The sequence below is a fragment of the Pseudomonas poae genome (assembly GCA_028869255.1).
Lineage (GTDB): Bacteria > Pseudomonadota > Gammaproteobacteria > Pseudomonadales > Pseudomonadaceae > Aquipseudomonas > Aquipseudomonas poae_C.
The window spans coordinates 796,166-812,363 of the sequence record CP110972.1 but is presented as its reverse complement, the minus strand read 5'-3'; the positions used below and the strand labels follow the sequence as shown (position 1 = coordinate 812,363).

13 protein-coding genes and 2 pseudogenes are annotated in these 16,198 nt (G+C 60.5%); 8 read left to right on the top strand and 7 right to left on the bottom strand.

All coding sequences use genetic code 11. From position 1 onward, the window contains the following. From LRS56_03820 to LRS56_03805, 4 genes are all read right to left on the bottom strand, one after another. Nucleotides 1–1,089, bottom strand: coding sequence for a flagellar basal body P-ring protein FlgI (locus LRS56_03820; protein WDU65687.1), 1,089 nt, complete (start codon nt 1,087–1,089; stop codon nt 1–3). A 27-nt stretch (nt 1,090–1,116) separates the two neighbouring features. Further along, nucleotides 1,117–1,812, bottom strand: coding sequence for a flagellar basal body L-ring protein FlgH (gene flgH, locus LRS56_03815; protein WDU63674.1), 696 nt, complete (start codon nt 1,810–1,812; stop codon nt 1,117–1,119). A gap of 53 nt (nt 1,813–1,865) precedes the next feature. After that, entirely contained in the window at nt 1,866–2,651 is a 786-nt protein-coding gene (flgG, locus tag LRS56_03810; protein WDU63673.1) for a flagellar basal-body rod protein FlgG, read from the bottom strand. Between the two features lie 65 nt (nt 2,652–2,716). Then, nucleotides 2,717–3,457, bottom strand: a complete 741-nt coding sequence (locus tag LRS56_03805) for a flagellar basal body rod protein FlgF (GenBank protein ID WDU63672.1) — start codon at nt 3,455–3,457, stop codon at nt 2,717–2,719. A gap of 518 nt (nt 3,458–3,975) precedes the next feature. Between LRS56_03805 and LRS56_03800 the strand changes: the two genes are divergently transcribed. After that, nucleotides 3,976–6,027, top strand: a complete 2,052-nt coding sequence (locus LRS56_03800; protein WDU63671.1) for a hypothetical protein — start codon at nt 3,976–3,978, stop codon at nt 6,025–6,027. A gap of 85 nt (nt 6,028–6,112) precedes the next feature. Here the strand turns inward: LRS56_03800 and LRS56_03795 are convergent. Then, nucleotides 6,113–7,676 (bottom strand): annotated as a pseudogene (locus LRS56_03795) (sigma-54-dependent transcriptional regulator). 257 nt (nt 7,677–7,933) lie between these two features. On the opposite strand from LRS56_03795, the gene phhA reads away from it, so the two are divergent. From phhA to LRS56_03780, 3 genes are all read left to right on the top strand, one after another. After that, nucleotides 7,934–8,725 (top strand): phenylalanine 4-monooxygenase, encoded by a 792-nt coding sequence (gene phhA, locus LRS56_03790; GenBank protein WDU63670.1) that lies wholly within the window; start codon nt 7,934–7,936, stop codon nt 8,723–8,725. Between the two features lie 97 nt (nt 8,726–8,822). After that, nucleotides 8,823–9,179 (top strand): 4a-hydroxytetrahydrobiopterin dehydratase, encoded by a 357-nt coding sequence (locus LRS56_03785; protein WDU63669.1) that lies wholly within the window; start codon nt 8,823–8,825, stop codon nt 9,177–9,179. After that, nucleotides 9,179–10,372: an aspartate/tyrosine/aromatic aminotransferase gene (locus tag LRS56_03780; GenBank protein WDU63668.1), complete on the top strand. Its 1,194-nt coding sequence runs from the start codon at nt 9,179–9,181 to the stop codon at nt 10,370–10,372. Before LRS56_03785 ends, LRS56_03780 begins: the two co-directional genes overlap by 1 nt. A 108-nt stretch (nt 10,373–10,480) precedes the next feature. On the opposite strand, the gene LRS56_03775 is transcribed toward LRS56_03780, so the two are convergent. Further along, nucleotides 10,481–11,290 carry a UDP-2,3-diacylglucosamine diphosphatase gene (locus LRS56_03775; GenBank protein ID WDU63667.1) on the bottom strand — a complete coding sequence of 270 codons (810 nt, stop codon included), beginning with the start codon at nt 11,288–11,290 and terminating at the stop codon, nt 10,481–10,483. 137 nt (nt 11,291–11,427) lie between these two features. On the opposite strand from LRS56_03775, the gene LRS56_03770 reads away from it, so the two are divergent. From LRS56_03770 to LRS56_03760, 3 genes are all read left to right on the top strand, one after another. Further along, nucleotides 11,428–12,189 (top strand): AraC family transcriptional regulator, encoded by a 762-nt coding sequence (locus LRS56_03770; protein ID WDU63666.1) that lies wholly within the window; start codon nt 11,428–11,430, stop codon nt 12,187–12,189. Between the two features lie 83 nt (nt 12,190–12,272). After that, nucleotides 12,273–13,157: a DMT family transporter gene (locus tag LRS56_03765; GenBank protein WDU63665.1), complete on the top strand. Its 885-nt coding sequence runs from the start codon at nt 12,273–12,275 to the stop codon at nt 13,155–13,157. Between the two features lie 128 nt (nt 13,158–13,285). Then, a complete protein-coding gene (locus tag LRS56_03760) occupies nt 13,286–13,567 on the top strand; it encodes a hypothetical protein (GenBank protein ID WDU63664.1) in 282 nt (93 codons plus the stop codon). Between the two features lie 38 nt (nt 13,568–13,605). Here the strand turns inward: LRS56_03760 and LRS56_03755 are convergent, their stop codons facing one another. After that, a complete protein-coding gene (locus LRS56_03755) occupies nt 13,606–13,893 on the bottom strand; it encodes a SelT/SelW/SelH family protein (protein WDU63663.1) in 288 nt (95 codons plus the stop codon). Between the two features lie 81 nt (nt 13,894–13,974). On the opposite strand from LRS56_03755, the pseudogene LRS56_03750 reads away from it, so the two are divergent. Beyond that, nucleotides 13,975–16,160 (top strand): annotated as a pseudogene (locus tag LRS56_03750) (patatin-like phospholipase family protein). The last annotated feature ends 38 nt before the right edge of the window (nt 16,161–16,198 follow it).

The following is a 16,198-nucleotide window of genomic DNA, read 5'->3' as shown; positions in this document are numbered from 1 at the left end:
TCAGATCACGATCAGGTCGGCTTGCAAAGCGCCGGCCTGTTTCAGAGCTTCGAGGATCGCCATCAAGTCGCCTGGGGCTGCGCCCACCTGGTTCACCGCACGGACAATCTCATCCAGGGTGGTGCCGGGGCCGAACTTGAACATCGGCTTGGCTTCTTGCTGAGCATTCACCCGCGAGCGCGGCACGACCGCTGTCTGGCCATTGGACAACGGCCCAGGCTGGCTGACGATCGGGTCTTCGGTGATGGTCACGGTCAGGCTGCCGTGGGTCACCGCCGCCGGCGAGACCTTGACGTTCTGGCCGATCACGATGGTACCGGTACGCGAATTGATGATGACCTTGGCCACTGCTTGGCCCGGGTCGACTTCGAGGTTTTCCAGGATCGACAGGTAGTCGACACGCTGGCTTGGGTCGAGCGGCGCGGTGACGCGGATCGAGCCGCCGTCGATGGCCTGGGCCACGCCAGGGCCGAGCATGTCGTTGATCTTGTCGACCACGCGCTTGGCGGTAGTGAAGTCGGAGCGGTTGAGGTTCAAGGTCAGGCTGTTGCCCTGGTTGAAACCGCTCGGCACGGTGCGTTCAACCGTGGCGCCGCCGGGAATACGACCGGCCGACGGCACGTTCACGGTGATCTTCGAACCGTCACGGCCCTCGGCGTCAAAACCACCGACCACCAGGTTGCCCTGGGCGATGGCGTAGACGTTGCCGTCGATACCTTTGAGCGGCGTCATCAGCAAGGTGCCGCCACGCAGGCTTTTCGAGTTACCGATGGACGACACGGTGATATCCACCACCTGCCCCGGCTTGGAGAACGCCGGCAAGTCGGCACTGATCGACACGGCCGCGACGTTTTTGAGCTGCACGTTGCCCGAACCCGCCGGCACCTTGATGCCGAACTGCGAGAGCATGTTGTTGAAGGTCTGCAGGGTGAACGGGGTCTGGGTGGTCTGGTCACCCGTACCGTTGAGCCCCACGACCAAGCCGTAGCCGATCAACTGGTTGGAACGCACGCCGGAGATGCTGGCGATGTCTTTCAGGCGTTCGGCCTGGGCAACTGCGCTCAAGCTCAGCAGGAGTGCCGCCGCCATCAGCTGTTTGAGTTTCAAAGTGGCCACCTAGAAAGGGAACAGCGGGCTAAGGAAGAAACGGTCGAACCAGCCCGGCTGACTCGCGTCAGCAAACGAACCCGTACCCGAGTAGGTAATGCGAGCATCGGCAATCCGCGTCGACGACACGGTGTTGTCGGTGGCGATGTCATCGGCACGTACCATCCCGGCGATGCGCACCAACTCGTCACCGGTGTTAAGGGTCATCCACTTTTCACCGCGAATGGCAATGATGCCATTGGGCAGCACATCCGCCACGGTCACGGTAATCGAACCGGTCAGCGTATTACCCTGCGCCGCCGCACTCTTGCCGTTGGTGGCGCGGTCGCCGCTGTAGCCGGCATTGAGGCTCAGGTCACCGCTGCCCAATGGGTTGTTAGTGTTCACCCCTGCGCCGAACAGAGAGGTCAGGCCGATGGCGGTCTTGCTAGTCTTGTCGATCTGGGAGTTGGCGTTCTTGCTGGCCTGCGTCCGTTCGTTCAGGGTGATGGTAATGATGTCACCCACGCGGAACGCCTTGCGGTCGCTGTACAGGTTCTGTTCGAAACCGGCCTGATAGATCGAGCCATTGTTGGCAGCCGCCGGCAGCGGCGTGCGCGGCAACACCGGTGCGTAGTACGGGTCATTGGGTTTTGGCGTCGGGGCGACACAGCCCGCGAGCACGGCAATCCCACTCAATGCCAGAACGGAAACATAGCGATTCATGACCCTTACCTCACGGTGTTGCAGGCGCCTTCAAGGGCGCCCCATAGACTTGATTACAGATTCTGCGTTACGAACGAAAGCATCTGGTCGGCGGTGGAAATCACCTTAGAGTTCATCTCGTAGGCGCGCTGGGTGGTGATCATGTTGACCATCTCCTCAACCGTGCTCACGTTGGAGGTTTCCAGGGTGCTTTGCAGCGTGGTACCGAAACCGTTCAGGCCAGGGGTGCCGATTTGCGGCGCGCCGCTGGAGGCAGTTTCCAGGAACAGGTTGTTACCTATGGCCTGTAGGCCGGCCTGGTTGATGAAGTCGGCGGTTTGCAGGTTGCCGATCACTTGCGACGCCGGGTTGCCAGCCACGGTGATGGACACGGTGCCATCGTTGCCGACGGTGAAGGTCTGGGCGTTGTTGGGGACGACGATAGCCGGCTCCAAAGCAAAGCCGTTGGCCGTCACGATCTGGCCATTGGAGTCCAGGTGGAAGGTGCCGTCACGAGTGTACGAGGTGGTGCCATCCGGCTGCAGAATCTGGAAGAATCCTTTGCCGTTGATCGCCATATCCAGCGGCTGGCCGGTTTGCTGCAAGTTACCGGCGGTGAAGTTCTTTTGGGTGCCGACGATCTGCACACCGGTACCCAATTGCAGGCCCGACGGTAGCTCGCTGTCCTGGGTCGACTGGGCGCCTGGCTGGCGTTTGATCTGATAGAGCAAGTCCTGAAACTCGGCGCGATCACGTTTGAAACCCGTGGTCGACACGTTGGCCAAGTTGTTGGAAATGGTGGTCAGGTTGGTGTCCTGGGCGGACAGACCTGTTTTGGCAACCCATAGAGCCGGAAGCATGCTGTTCTCCTTCGTGCGCCTGTTTGTTGGCGCTGCGCCGCAAAATTAGTTTAGTGAAGCGTCAATCAGGTCATTGCCAGGACGCGCGTCATCGCCTGGTCGTCTTCTTTAGCGCTGTTCATCATCTTGATGTGCAGCTCGAACTGCTTGGAAAGCGCGAGCACCGCGGTCATTTCTTCCACCGCATTGACGTTGCTCGCCTGCAGGAAGCCCGAGGTCAGCTTGACGTTCGCATCGGCCTGCGCCGGCTGGCCATCCTTGGTGTGGATGGTGCCATCCAGGCCCTTATTCATATTCTTGAGGTCCGGCTGGACCAGCTTGATGCGGTCCACTTCAGCCATCACACGCGGGCCTTCGCCCATGGCGCGGATGCTGATGGTGCCGTCGGCGCCGACCTCGATTTTCTGCTCGGGCGGCACGGCAATCGGACCACCGTTGCCCATGATCGGCATGCCGTTGCCGGCCCGCAGCACGCCCAGTGCATCGACGTTCATGCTGGCGCTGCGCACGTAGGCTTCACTGCCGTCCGGGGTTTGCACGGCCATCCAGCCGTCGCCGTTCACCGCCACATCGAGGTCGCGACCGGTTTCGATCATCGCGCCCGGGGTAAAGTCGGTGGCTGGGCGCTCGGTCATGGCAAACGCCCGCGCCGGAAAGCTGTCACCGAATACCGGCATCGAACGCGCCTGTTCCAGGTCACGCTGGAAACCATTGGTGGAAATGTTCGCCAGGTTGTTGGCATGGGCCTTCTGCGCCAGAGCATTCTGGCTGGCGCCGGTCATTGCCACATAAAGGTACTTGTCCACGCTCATTCCTCTTTCTGACGGACGCTTGCCGCCCACCGCTGTACTGATGAGGCTTAAGCAATTTGCGAACCAACTTTTGAAACTTCAATGAAACCCAAGCAGGGCAAGGGGTTTACCGGGCGAACAGGTTTTTATGGCGTTGGGCAAAGACGTAAAAACGGCGGACTTATGCCGCTAGCGGCAAGCACAGATGAACGTGGGAGGTATCGAGGGCTGCTGATAAGCGTGAACAACCGCATGGACGACGGAATTACGTCGATATGTGTTTGGCAGGAACTCAATTGAGGGCTGGCGCTACTCACTGGTGAAATCCAACCAAACAGGCGTATCAGGATGATCACACCTATCAGCAACACGCAGCACTCTCACTTACCGGCGATCTCGGGTAACGAGCTGCCACCCCCCAGACATCGCTCAATCAAACTACCGCGACAGGCCAGGTCCTGGCCCCTGAAGGAACCCTGGAATCCGTGCAGCCTAGCGGCCTTGCGGCTAACCTGGAGCTGGATGAGTACGTATTGAGCCACGCCGTGCCGCCGAAATCAGCCGACCAATTCACTGCTGAAATCGTCAAAAAACAACTCAAGGAAAAGTTTGGACGCGACGTTGATCCCGACACGACGTTCGTGGTCACCTTCGCCTATAACAAACACGGGCATACACCGCCCTATCCTGCTCAGATCATCAGCAAACAGACCCTGACCGAGGTCGCGCAAAGAAACCTGCAACACACCGACAAAACAGACGTTGTGGATGTACTCCGAGGCGATGAGCAGTACGACCCTGAAGTGTCCCTCAAAACCCAGAAGCAGATCCCCATCACCAAGGGCCCGGTATTCGAAAGACAATTTGATACAACGCCCGATCAGAAAACCCGCTTTTACCAAGGCATCTACACCGAGCCTGCGGCGTCATCACCTGACAACTACGATGCCTCCAACCGCATACCAGTCTCGGTAAAAGACTTTCAACAGGCGGTCTGGGACACCTCTTATAGCGTGCCGTACCGTGCGTACCTGAGCGCCGAGATAAGTAAAGGTGAGTTGGCGCGAAAGAACCTTTCGAAAATAGCGTTTATCAATGCCGCCGAAACCCAACATCAGGAAAGCAGCCTGGACGATGACGACATGGAACTCGCCAGACGGGTGGCAGGCGCGGGCAATAAACCCAGGGACCAGCTCTCACTGTTCGATGATATCCATGACCACCGTCTCGACCCCCAGGTGGAAACCAAATTCTTGACGTTGAACGGCCGCGCATCCACCGATATCTTCTACGCCGTAGACAAGAAGACCTCGCGCACACTGCTGTACCTGCCGGGCAACTCTTCGCCCATCCATCCGTTCGAAAATCCCGGCAAGATGCATGACTGGTTGAGAAAGCAGTTTTCGCTACCCAACGCCAAGGACGCCTTCCTTGAGCATTTTCAAATGGCGGATCACGACGAGGTCAAAAGGGTCATGAGGAATGTCGGCGATGGTTACCGTCGCTTTGGCCCCAATGACTGGCCTGAATCCCGCCAGGATCAGTCGATTGTGCGTGGGGTGCGCCACGATGGCGACCCCTTTTACGAGTCCGGCCGTCGCTGGGGCGAACATCGTCTTAACGACATCAGTGAACAGTTCGTCAGCAACAAGCAGGTCACGGAAGGCCTGCTTCTGGATGCGGCAAAAACACTGGGCAATGGCCTCCTGTCCATGGGCGCCATTGCCGCCACATTTATTCCAGGGCCCATCGGCGTGTTTGCTGCAGTGGCGCTTGCCACTCATGGCGCGATCGAAGTGGGCGAAGGCATCAAGGATGCCCGGGACGGTAAGCCTGGAGCCGCACAACGTATTACGTTTGGTGCGCTGAATGCCCTTCCATTGGTGGGCCGCGGGGTGTTCAAAGTGGCCAAGGGCGTCACGAACGCCGGCAAAAACCCACTCCCCAAAGCCCCCTCGGCCGGCGCTCCCGTAAAACCGATTGGCGCCCCAAAACCCCTGAGCGCCAGCCAGCTTCGCATTGATAAACATGTGGCGTCCATCGAGCAAAAAATCGTCAGCGTGCATAAGGCCTTGAAGACCTCCCCCAAAGAGCTCTTCGTCACCCATGATGCGAACAACGCAATTGCGGCGCTGCAACGTCAACGCGCAGGTTGGCAGAGCGGCGAATTGCTGCCCAGCAGTAAAGGCTTGTCAAACTCGCCCCTTGCAACCGGTGCCAACCGACAACGTGCGATTCTGGAGAACAACTCCCAGAGCACCATTGATAAGTTATTCACCAAGATCAATGACGCCTACCTCAAGGCAGACGCGAGCTATGGCAGAGCAACGTCCACCGCACAGGAAGCCAGGAACAAATACCAGATCGCCAACAATCTATATCAGAAAAGAAACCCCACCCTGCCGAACGATAAGGTAGTCGAACTACAAGACAACCTTGCGCAAGCAGTCAAGGCGCTCGAGAAGGTCCCTGTTCCTGCCGAGATCAACGCCCTGCAAGCCACACGCGACACGCTCGAAAACATGCTGTTCGAAATCAAACCCCATACCTCCCTCGCGGCAAACGCAGGGCCCAAGGCAACTTAACTATCCGCCACGCTGAGCTGCGAGTCACTGGATGCGTACCCTTCATTAAGGGTACGCATTTGAAACACTCAAGGTTGGACGCCGGCTAGCGCTCATTCTTGACGATATTGTAGTCACGCAGTTTATTGGCGATGGTGGTGTGGGAAACCCCCAACCGTTTGCCCAACAGCCGACTACTTGAATGTTCGGAATACAACTGCTCCAGCACCGCTTTCTCGAAGCGTCCGACAATCTCCTCCAGCCCGCCGTCCAGGGAGAAGTCCCCCAACGGTTGCCGTACGCCGTAGTCCGGCAGGCGAATATGCTCGGCCTTGACCGTGCCGCCCTCACACAACGAGACCGCCTGGAACAACACGTTTTCCAACTGCCGTACATTGCCCGGCCAGTGATAGTGGCTAAGCCGATCCATCGCCGCCGGTGCCAGCCTGGGCAGCGGGCACCCGATCTGCCGGCTGGCTTGATCGAGAAAGTGCTCAACCAATGGCGCAAGGCCGTCGAGGCATTCGCGCAGCGGCGGGATATGCAGCGACAGTACGTTGAGGCGGTGGTAAAGGTCCTGGCGGAATTCGCCACGGGCGCAGAGTTCGGACAAATCCACCTGGGTCGCGCAGATCACCCGCACATCCAGATACACCTCTTCATCGCTGCCGACCCTGCGAAAGCAACCGTCCTGCAAAAAGCGCAGCAATTTCACCTGTAAGCGTGCGCTCATTTCCCCTACGCCATCGAGAAACAACGTACCGCCCGCCGTCAGCTCCAGCAGCCCGAGCTTGCCCTCGGCCCGTGCGCCTTCAAACGCGCCGGGGCCGTAGCCGAACAACTCGGTCTCGGCCATCGACTCGGGCAAACCCGCGCAGTTAAGCGCCATCAACGGTGATTGCCCACGCGGGCTGGCCAAATGGCAGGCGCGTGCCAGCAGTTCTTTGCCGGTGCCGGTTTCACCTTCTATTAATAGAGGCGCATCCAACGGCGCCATGCGCCGGGCTTCACGGACCACGGCGGCCATGACCCTGGAGCTCTGAAAAATGCTGTCGAAGCCGCGCAGCTCCTGCTTGCGCACGTTGTAGATGCGCTCCCCCACCCGGTCGGCGCGGTGCAGGGTCAACACGGCACCGGCCATGGCCTCGCTGTCATCGTGCTCGGAGGATTGCAGGGGTGCGATGTCCGCCAGGAACACATCACCCTTGACCTTGACCCGCAAGCCATTGATCCGCGATTTACTGGCGCGCACCAGTTCCGGCAGATCGAAGTCCTCGGCGTAACGCGACAATGGAATGCCCGGCACCTCGTCCACCCGCACCCCGAGTAACTGCGCCGCCGCACGGTTGGCGGCGACGATGGAGCCGCCCATGTCGATCGACAGTACCGGAAACTCCAGGGCGCCAAGCAGCGCATTGAGCTCCATATGCCGACGCTCGCTGGGCATCAGCCCGACCCTTTTCACCCCAAATACCCCGGCAATCGCTTCGAATTGCGGGCGCAGCGCCTGGAACTGCATGTTCACCAAGGTTCGGGCAAAACAGGTAGATCGCATTGCCATGCTCGCCACCGACCTCACCCTTGGCGACGTTGACGCCGTATTCCACCAGCAGGTTGAGGATGTCCCGCAGGATGCCGATGCGGTTCTGGCAGTGCACTTTGATACGCATGAAAAGGCCCGAAAAATGGATAGGCGCCGCGTCTTTTTGCCGCCGAGCGCAGATAGTCGTCAAGATTATGTGACAGCGCGTGACCTTTTCACAGCCCAAGACACAGATCAGGCGCACATCCGTAACGAATACTTTACGAAAGCCTGTAACTTTTCCTACAGATTCAATCCCAAACCCGATGGAATCCAGCGCCCTACGCGTTATCAATAGGCATATCGCAGGACATAACAAAAACGAATGCCTAGCAGGAGAGCCGTATGAAGCAGACGCAATACGTGGCCCGCGAGCCCGATGCGCAAGGTTTTATCCACTACCCGCCGGAAGAACACGCGGTGTGGAACACCCTGATCACGCGCCAGTTGAAAGTGATCGAAGGCCGCGCCTGCCAGGAATACCTGGACGGCATCGACAAACTCGGCCTACCCCTGGACCGCATTCCGCAACTGGGCGAAATCAATAACGTGTTGGCCGAGACCACCGGCTGGCAAGTCGCCCGCGTCCCCGCGCTGATCCCCTTCCAGACATTCTTCGAATTGCTCGCCAGCAAGCAGTTTCCGGTGGCGACCTTTATTCGTACCCGTGAAGAACTGGACTACCTGCAAGAGCCGGATATTTTCCACGAGATCTTCGGCCACTGCCCGCTGCTGACCAACCCCTGGTTCGCCGAATTCACCCATACCTACGGCAAGCTCGGCCTGGCGGCCACCAAGGAGCAAAGGGTGTACCTGGCGCGCCTGTACTGGATGACCATCGAGTTCGGCCTGGTGGACACGCCCGCCGGCCTGCGCATCTACGGTGGCGGCATTTTGTCGTCGCCCAAGGAGACGGTGTACAGCCTGTCCTCCGAACCCAAGCACCAGGCCTTCGACCCGCTGGAGGCGATGCGTACGCCGTATCGCATCGACATCCTGCAACCGCTGTACTTCGTGCTGCCCGAGCTCAAGCGCCTGTTTGAAGTGGCGCAGGAAGACATCATGGGCATGGTTGAGCGCGGTATGCAGCTGGGTCTGCACGCACCGCTCTTTCCCCCAAAACCCAAAGCCGCTTGAACCTTACATTTTGAAGCCAGCTGAATCTGTTCCCTGGCCCCGCGTTGCTTTAGGGTGACGCTACTGATCTTCAAACATTCGAATTCAGGACACCACCATGACTAGCTTGAACCAAGCCCATTGCGAAGCCTGCCGCGCCGACGCCCCACAAGTCAGCGATGAAGAGCTGCCGGTACTGCTCAAGCAGATTCCCGACTGGAACATCGAAGTGCGCGACGGTGTGATGCAACTGGAAAAGGTTTTCCTGTTCAAGAACTTCAAATTCGCCCTGGCCTTTACCAACGCCATGGGTGAAATCTCCGAAGCCGAAGGCCATCACCCGGGCCTGCTCACCGAGTGGGGCAAAGTCACCGTGACCTGGTGGAGCCACTCGATCAAGGGCCTGCACCGCAACGACTTCATCATGGCCGCCCGCACCGACGAAGTGGCCAACAACGCCGAGGGCCGCAAGTAATGCATTTCGATGCCATTGGCCGCGTGCCCGGCGACCCGATCCTCGGTCTGATGGACCTGTACGCCCAGGACCCCAACCCGAACAAGTTCGACCTGGGCGTGGGCGTTTATAAAGACGATCAGGGCCTGACGCCGATTCCCCACTCGGTAAAACTGGCGGAGCAGCGCCTGGTCGACACCCAGACCACCAAAACCTATATCGGCGGCCACGGTGACGCGGCCTTCGGCAAGCTGATCAGTGAGCTGGTGCTGGGCGCCGATTCGGCGCTGATCACCGCTCGCCGCGCCGCAGCGACCCAGACCCCAGGCGGTACCGGCGCCCTGCGCCTGAGCGCCGACTTTATCGCCCACAGCCTGCCCGGCCGCGGCGTGTGGCTGAGCAACCCGACCTGGCCGATCCACGAAACCATCTTCGCCAAGGCCGGGATCAAAGTCAGCCACTACCCGTACGTGGGCGCCGACAACCGCCTGGATGTGCCGGCAATGCTCGCGACCCTGACCACGGTGCCCGAGGGCGACGTGGTGTTGTTGCACGCGTGCTGCCATAACCCGACGGGCTTCGACCTGTCCCAGGATGACTGGCGCCAGGTACTGCAGATCGTGCGCGAGCGCCGCTTGCTGCCGCTGATCGATTTTGCCTACCAAGGCTTTGGCGACGGGTTGGAGCAGGATGCGTGGGCGGTACGGCTGTTTGCCGCCGAGCTGCCAGAACTGTTGATCACCAGCTCGTGCTCGAAGAACTTCGGCCTGTATCGCGACCGTGTCGGTGCGCTGATCGTGTGCGCGGCGGATGCCGAGAAACTGACGGATGTACGCAGCCAGCTTGCGAACACGGCGCGTAACCTATGGTCGACGCCGCCGGATCATGGTGCTGCCGTGGTGGCGACCATCCTCGGTGACGCCGAGCTGAAACAGCTGTGGAGCGAGGAAGTCGAAGCCATGCGCACACGGATCGCGCAGTTGCGCTCCGGGCTGGTGGAAGCGCTGGCGCCCCATGGGTTATCGGAGCGGTTTGCGCATATCGGTGCGCAGCGTGGGATGTTTTCCTATACCGGCTTGAGTGCCGAGCAGGTGAAGCAACTGCGCGAGAAACACAGCGTGTATATGGTCAATTCGGGGCGGGCTAGCGTGGCGGGTATTGATGCGACACGCTTGAGCCTGCTCGCACACGCCATCGCCGACGTTTCCAACTGAAGAAACCGCAAGCAAATGTGGGAGCTGGCTGCCTGCGATGACGGTGTCACATCCAATAAAGATGTCGACTGATACACCGCTATCGCAGGCAAGCCAGCTCCCGCATTTTTAGCCCGCAACCATCTCGGCTTTCAACTGCGCCTCTTTGGCCTGCGCATCCGCCAACCGATACAACTCGATGCTCCCGTCCCAGTGTTCGATCAACGCCGTGCACGACTCCACCCAATCTCCGCAGTTGAGGTAATCCACCTCGCCCACCTTGCGAATCTCGGCATGGTGAATATGCCCGCACACCACCCCGTGCAGCTCGCGCTTGGTCACTTCATGGGCGATCGCTTCTTCGAAATCACTGATAAAGCTCACCGCCGTCTTGACCTTGTGCTTGAGGTACGCCGACAGCGACCAGTAGCCATAGCCATACCGTGCGCGCCAGTGGTTAAGCCAGCGATTCAGCGTGAGGGTGAACTCATAGGCCGAGTCGCCGAGGAACGCCAGCCAGCGGTGGTAACGGGTGATCACATCGAATTGATCACCATGGATCACCAGCAGGTGGCGCCCATCGGCGGTGATATGCACGGCTTCGTCCACCAGCTGGATATTGCCCAGGATCAGCTTGGAATAGCGGCGCAGGAATTCGTCGTGGTTGCCCGTGACGTAGATCACCTCGGTGCCACGCTTGGCCATGGTCAGCAGGCGCCGGATCACGTTGGTGTGAGCCTGGGGCCAATACATGCCGCCGCGCATTTTCCAGCCGTCGATGATATCGCCCACCAGGTACACCTTGTCGGCGTGGTAGCCCTTGAGGAACTGCGATAAGTGTTCGGCCTGGCAATCCCGGGTGCCCAGGTGCACGTCGGAAATCCACAGGGTACGAACCCGTTGTTTGCGGCTGGGCTTGGTGAATTCGGCACTGGTCATGGGGGTCCCTCGACGGTGTTTTCGCGAGCTTGCGCCCTGGCGATTAATAGCCCATGACAGTCGTGCGTCAGTCTGATGACAACGCTGGCGGACCGCAAAGCGTTGTAGACTGCCGGCTTGCCGCCCTGGAGACTGCGATGAGCCCCACCCTCACGCTACGCCACTACAACGAAGCGCCCCTCGCCCACAGCCATGACCATGCGCAGTTGGTGTTCGGCCTGTCCGGGCACCTGGACCTGGAAGTCGATGGCCGTAGCAGTCAGGTGCGCGAAAGCAGCGTGATGGTGCTGCCCTTCTGCGCTCACCATGCCTGCGGCAGCAGGGATGGCAGCCGCTGCCTGGTGCTGGATGTGCCCACCGAGGACTGGGTGCTTCAATCGTTGGGCAAACATGCCGATGCCAGCCGCCGCCTGCTCGACCAACCGGCCCGCCTGGCCCTGGACTCCCGGCAAAGCCAGCTGGTGCAATGGCTGGCGCACAGCCCGGTGGATGACCCGCTGATCGCCCAGCAAGGCGCGGTGCTGCTGCTCGCCAGCCTGAATCATCCGCTGGCGCAACCGGTGCCGGGCCGGCGTCTGCCCTATGCGGCGTTCAATGCGCATATCGAGCGGCACGCGGCCCGCCCGCTGCAAGTCGCTGACCTTGCGCGCATCGCCGACCTTTCTGTCGCACACCTGCATGCACGCTTCGTTGCCGAGTGCGGGCAAACGCCGATGGACTATATCCGCAGCCGTCGACTGCAGATGGCCATGCAGTTGCTGAAAGAAACCCCGCTGCCCATCGGCGAAATCGCCGAGCGCGTCGGCTACAGCTCGCAAAGTGCGTTTGCTGCGGCCATGTTGCGGGAATTTGGTGCGTCGCCTGGCGCATTGCGGCGCGCCTCCATAGTCCTGCGATAAAAATCGCGAGCCAGGCGACAGACGCTCACACCAGCAACCCTCTAGACTGCGGTTCTGTCACTCCCGTTGGTTCAAGGATCGCAATGACTCCCCGCTCAGCCCTCGGCGCCCTGCATATCGGCGCATTGATGTTTGGCCTCACCGGCGTATTCGGCAAGCTGGCGGCGGCCTCGCCGTCCATTATCGTATTTGGCCGTGCGGCCTTCGCCGTGGTGGCCCTTGCGGTATTTGCGCGATTTGCCAGCAATGCTCCCTGGAAAAAACTCGAGCTGCGCGACTGGCGCCGCTTGCTGATCAGCGGAGTATTGCTGGCAGCGCATTGGGTGACATTTTTCATCGCGGTGAAAGTGGCTGGCGTCGCGGTCGCAACTTTGGGCTTCACTGCCTTCCCGGCCTTTACTGTGATCCTCGAAGGGCTGATCTTCCGCGAGCGCATCCGCGCCAATGAAGTGCTGCTGGTGGCGCTGGTCACGGTCGGCCTGGTGCTGGTGACACCCGACTTCAACCTTGCCAGCGATGCCACCGGCGGCCTGTTGTGGGGCATCGCCTCGGGGCTGCTGTTCTCGTTGCTGTCGCTGAACAATCGCGCCAGTTCGGGGCGGATTCCAGCGGTGCAGGCGGCGCTGTGCCAGAACGTGGTGGTCGCGGCGTGCCTGCTGCCGGTAGCGGCGCCTTTGCTGGCAGAGGTGCGGGCACTGGATTGGTTGTGGATCGGCCTGCTCGGCGTGTTCTGCACAGGCCTGGCCCACAGCCTGTTTGTCGCCAGCCTGGCGGTGATCAAGGCGCGTACCGCCTCGGTCGTGTTTGCCATGGAGCCGGTCTACGGCATCACCGTGGCCTGGCTGCTATTTGCCGAAACGCCGACGCTGCGCATGCTGCTGGGCGGCGCGCTGATCATCATCGCCATCGTGCTGTCCGGGCTGATGGGCAGCGCCAGCCAGGCCAAAAAGCCCGCAGCAGTCACCTGATCTATACTTTCCCTATCCGCAACAGTCTGTCGTCGTTCAACGGATAAAGACTCCTCGACGTCAGCCCTGTTCTTTGAAGTTGCTGCAGGCGAGTGGTCACTCCATTAACGCTATGCAGGGGCTTCACTATGGAAATGCTCATCAGTTTGCTGGTACAGATCATCAGCGGCGCCGTCGGCGGCAACATCGCCGGCATGACCAAACAAAGCCTGGGAAGTGGGCTCAATACCGTGATCGGAGGTGTCGGGGGGTTGGTGCTGGGCCAAATCGTCTCAGTACTGACGGGCACCTCGGGCGGCGAAGCGCTGGATGTGGCGGCGGTCGGCGGCAATATTATCGGCGGCGGTGTCGGCGGGCTGGTATTGACGCTGATCGTCGGCTTCATCAAGCACAAGATGGCCGCCAAATAGCTCCCTGACCGGTCACCGCCCTGATGCGGCGGTGACCTTCACGCGCTGCGGTCGTTGTGCCCCAGGTCGCGCTGCGGGTCGATCTGGTCGCGCACGCGTTGCTTGAGCACCTTGGCCTCGGGGAACCCACCGTCGGCCTTGCGCTCCCAGATCTGCACGCCATCGCATGTAATGCGAAATGCGCCGCCGGTGGCCGGTTCCAGCGACACTTTGCCCAGGTCATCAGCAAACGTACTCAACAACTCCTGGGCCAGCCAGGCGGCGCGCAGCAGCCATTGGCACTGAGTGCAATAGGTGATGACGATCTCGGGTTTGTTCACGGACATAATTTGACAGGTTCCTGGCGTAACGGGCTCGGCGGATCGAGTGGCTATAATACCGGCCTTTATCGCCCAGCCTCGAGATTGATGATGCGTCGCCTGTTTCTGCTCCTGCTCCTACTTCCTCTCTTCGCCCACTCCGTCGACACCCCCGCCCGAAAATCGGCTTGGTGCTGTCCGGCGGTGCTGCCCGTGGCCTGGCGCATATCGGCGTGCTCAAGGCGCTGGAAGAGCAAGGCATCCAGATTGACGCGATCGCCGGCACCAGCATGGGTGCGGTGATCGGCGGGCTGTACGCCTCCGGCTACAAGATCGATGAGCTGGAAAAGCTCGCGCTGAATATCGACTGGCAGCAGGCGCTGTCCGATGCGCCACCTCGCGAAGACGTGCCGTTTCGACGCAAGCAGGATGACCGGGATTTTCTGGTCAAGCAGAAACTCAGCTTCCGCGATGACGGCAGCCTCGGCCTGCCGCTGGGGGTGATCCAGGGCCAGAACCTGGCGCTGCTGCTGGAAAGCATGTTCGCCCACAGCAGCAACACGCGTAATTTCGACAAGCTGCCGATCCCCTTTCGCGCCGTGGCCACTGATATCACCACCGGTGAAAAAGTGGTGTTTCGCAAAGGCCATCTGCCCCAGGTGATCCGCGCCAGCATGTCGATCCCGGCCGTATTCGCCCCGGTGGAACTGGACGGCCGACTGCTGGTGGACGGTGGCATGACCGACAATATCCCGCTGGATGTGGCGCGGGAGATGGGCGTCGATATCGCCATTGTGGTGGACATCGGCACCCCGCTGCGCTCGCGCAAGCAATTGGCCACGGTGGTCGACGTGCTGAACCAGTCCATCACGCTGATGACCCGGCGCAACTCCGAAGAACAACTCAAGGCCCTGCACCCCAAGGACGTGCTGATCCAGCCGCCCCTGGCCGCCTATGGCGTGACGGACTTCGGCCGCGCCAAGGACATGATCGACGCCGGCTACCGCGCCACCCGTGCCCTTGACGCCCGGCTCGCCCACCTGCGCCCGGCCCAGCCGATCGACCCGCAACTGGTGGCCGCACGCACCCCGGGCGAACGTACGCCGGTGATCACCGCCATCGATGTGGAAAACGACTCGAAAGTCAGCGATGACGTGATCCGCTACTACATCCGTCAACCCCTGGGTGAACCGCTGAACCTGGGCCGCCTGCAAACGGACATGGGCACCCTGTACGGCCTGGATTACTTCGAACAGGTGCAATACCGGGTGATCAAGAAAGGCCAGGACAATACCCTGGTGATCAGCGCACGCGGCAAACGCAGCGGCACCGACTACCTGCGCCTGGGCCTGAGCCTGTCGGATGACATGCGGGGCGACAGCGCCTTCAACCTGGGCGCCAGCTACCGCATGAATGGCATCAACCGCCTCGGCGCGGAATGGCTGACACGCGTACAGATCGGTGATCGCCAGGAGCTGTACAGCGAGTTCTATCAGCCAATGGACACCGGCTCGCGCTACTTTGTCGCGCCCTACCTCAGCGCCCAGGCGCAGAACGTCGAGCTGATTCTGGACAACGACCCGATCTCCGAATACCGCCTGGAACGCTACGGCTTTGGTTTGAATGTCGGGCGACAGATCGGCAACAGCGGCGAAATTCGCTTCGGCGTCGGCGAAGCCTGGGGCAAGGCGGATGTGCGTATTGGTGACCGAAGCTTGCCGAGCGTGAGCTTCAACGAAGGTTTCTATGAACTGAAGTACTCGTTCGACTCCCTGGACAACGTGTACTTCCCGCATACCGGCGAAGACATCGGCCTGGCCTTCCGCGAATTCGAACCGGGCCTGGGCTCGGACCAGCGCTACCGCCAATGGGAGTTCAAGCTGGACAAAGCCATGAGCCATGGCCCGGACACGCTGGTGCTGGGAGGCCGCTACGGGCGCACCCTGGATGATTCGGACGTGGTGATTTCCAGCTTCCTGCTGGGCGGCGCCCGCCAGTTGTCGGGCTTTCGCCAGGATGCGATCTCCGGGCAGAACATCAGCTTGATGCGCGCCGTGTACTACCGTCGGCTGACGCCGCGCTCGTACCTGCCGCTGGATTTCCCGCTGTACCTGGGTGCGTCACTGGAACGCGGCCGGGCGTGGAACAACGACAATGAATTCGACAGCGGCTATATCAACGCGGCGAGTATCTTCCTGGGGTTCGATACCCCGCTGGGGCCGCTGAATTTCAGCTACGGGTTCAATGATGATAATCAGAAGGCGGTGTACCTGAACCTGGGCCAAACGTTCTAAAGATTGGACCCAAGACCAAATGTGGGAGCTGGCTTGCC

Coding starts and splice junctions, on each gene's coding strand:
- LRS56_03820 (WDU65687.1), bottom strand. CDS start 1,089: ATGGCGGCGGCACTCCTGCTGAGCTTGAGCGCAGTTGCCCAGGCCGAA.
- flgH (WDU63674.1), bottom strand. CDS start 1,812: ATGAATCGCTATGTTTCCGTTCTGGCATTGAGTGGGATTGCCGTGCTC.
- flgG (WDU63673.1), bottom strand. CDS start 2,651: ATGCTTCCGGCTCTATGGGTTGCCAAAACAGGTCTGTCCGCCCAGGAC.
- phhA (WDU63670.1), top strand. CDS start 7,934: ATGAAGCAGACGCAATACGTGGCCCGCGAGCCCGATGCGCAAGGTTTT.
- LRS56_03785 (WDU63669.1), top strand. CDS start 8,823: ATGACTAGCTTGAACCAAGCCCATTGCGAAGCCTGCCGCGCCGACGCC.
- LRS56_03780 (WDU63668.1), top strand. CDS start 9,179: ATGCATTTCGATGCCATTGGCCGCGTGCCCGGCGACCCGATCCTCGGT.
- LRS56_03775 (WDU63667.1), bottom strand. CDS start 11,290: ATGACCAGTGCCGAATTCACCAAGCCCAGCCGCAAACAACGGGTTCGT.
- LRS56_03770 (WDU63666.1), top strand. CDS start 11,428: ATGAGCCCCACCCTCACGCTACGCCACTACAACGAAGCGCCCCTCGCC.
- LRS56_03765 (WDU63665.1), top strand. CDS start 12,273: ATGACTCCCCGCTCAGCCCTCGGCGCCCTGCATATCGGCGCATTGATG.
- LRS56_03760 (WDU63664.1), top strand. CDS start 13,286: ATGGAAATGCTCATCAGTTTGCTGGTACAGATCATCAGCGGCGCCGTC.
- LRS56_03755 (WDU63663.1), bottom strand. CDS start 13,893: ATGTCCGTGAACAAACCCGAGATCGTCATCACCTATTGCACTCAGTGC.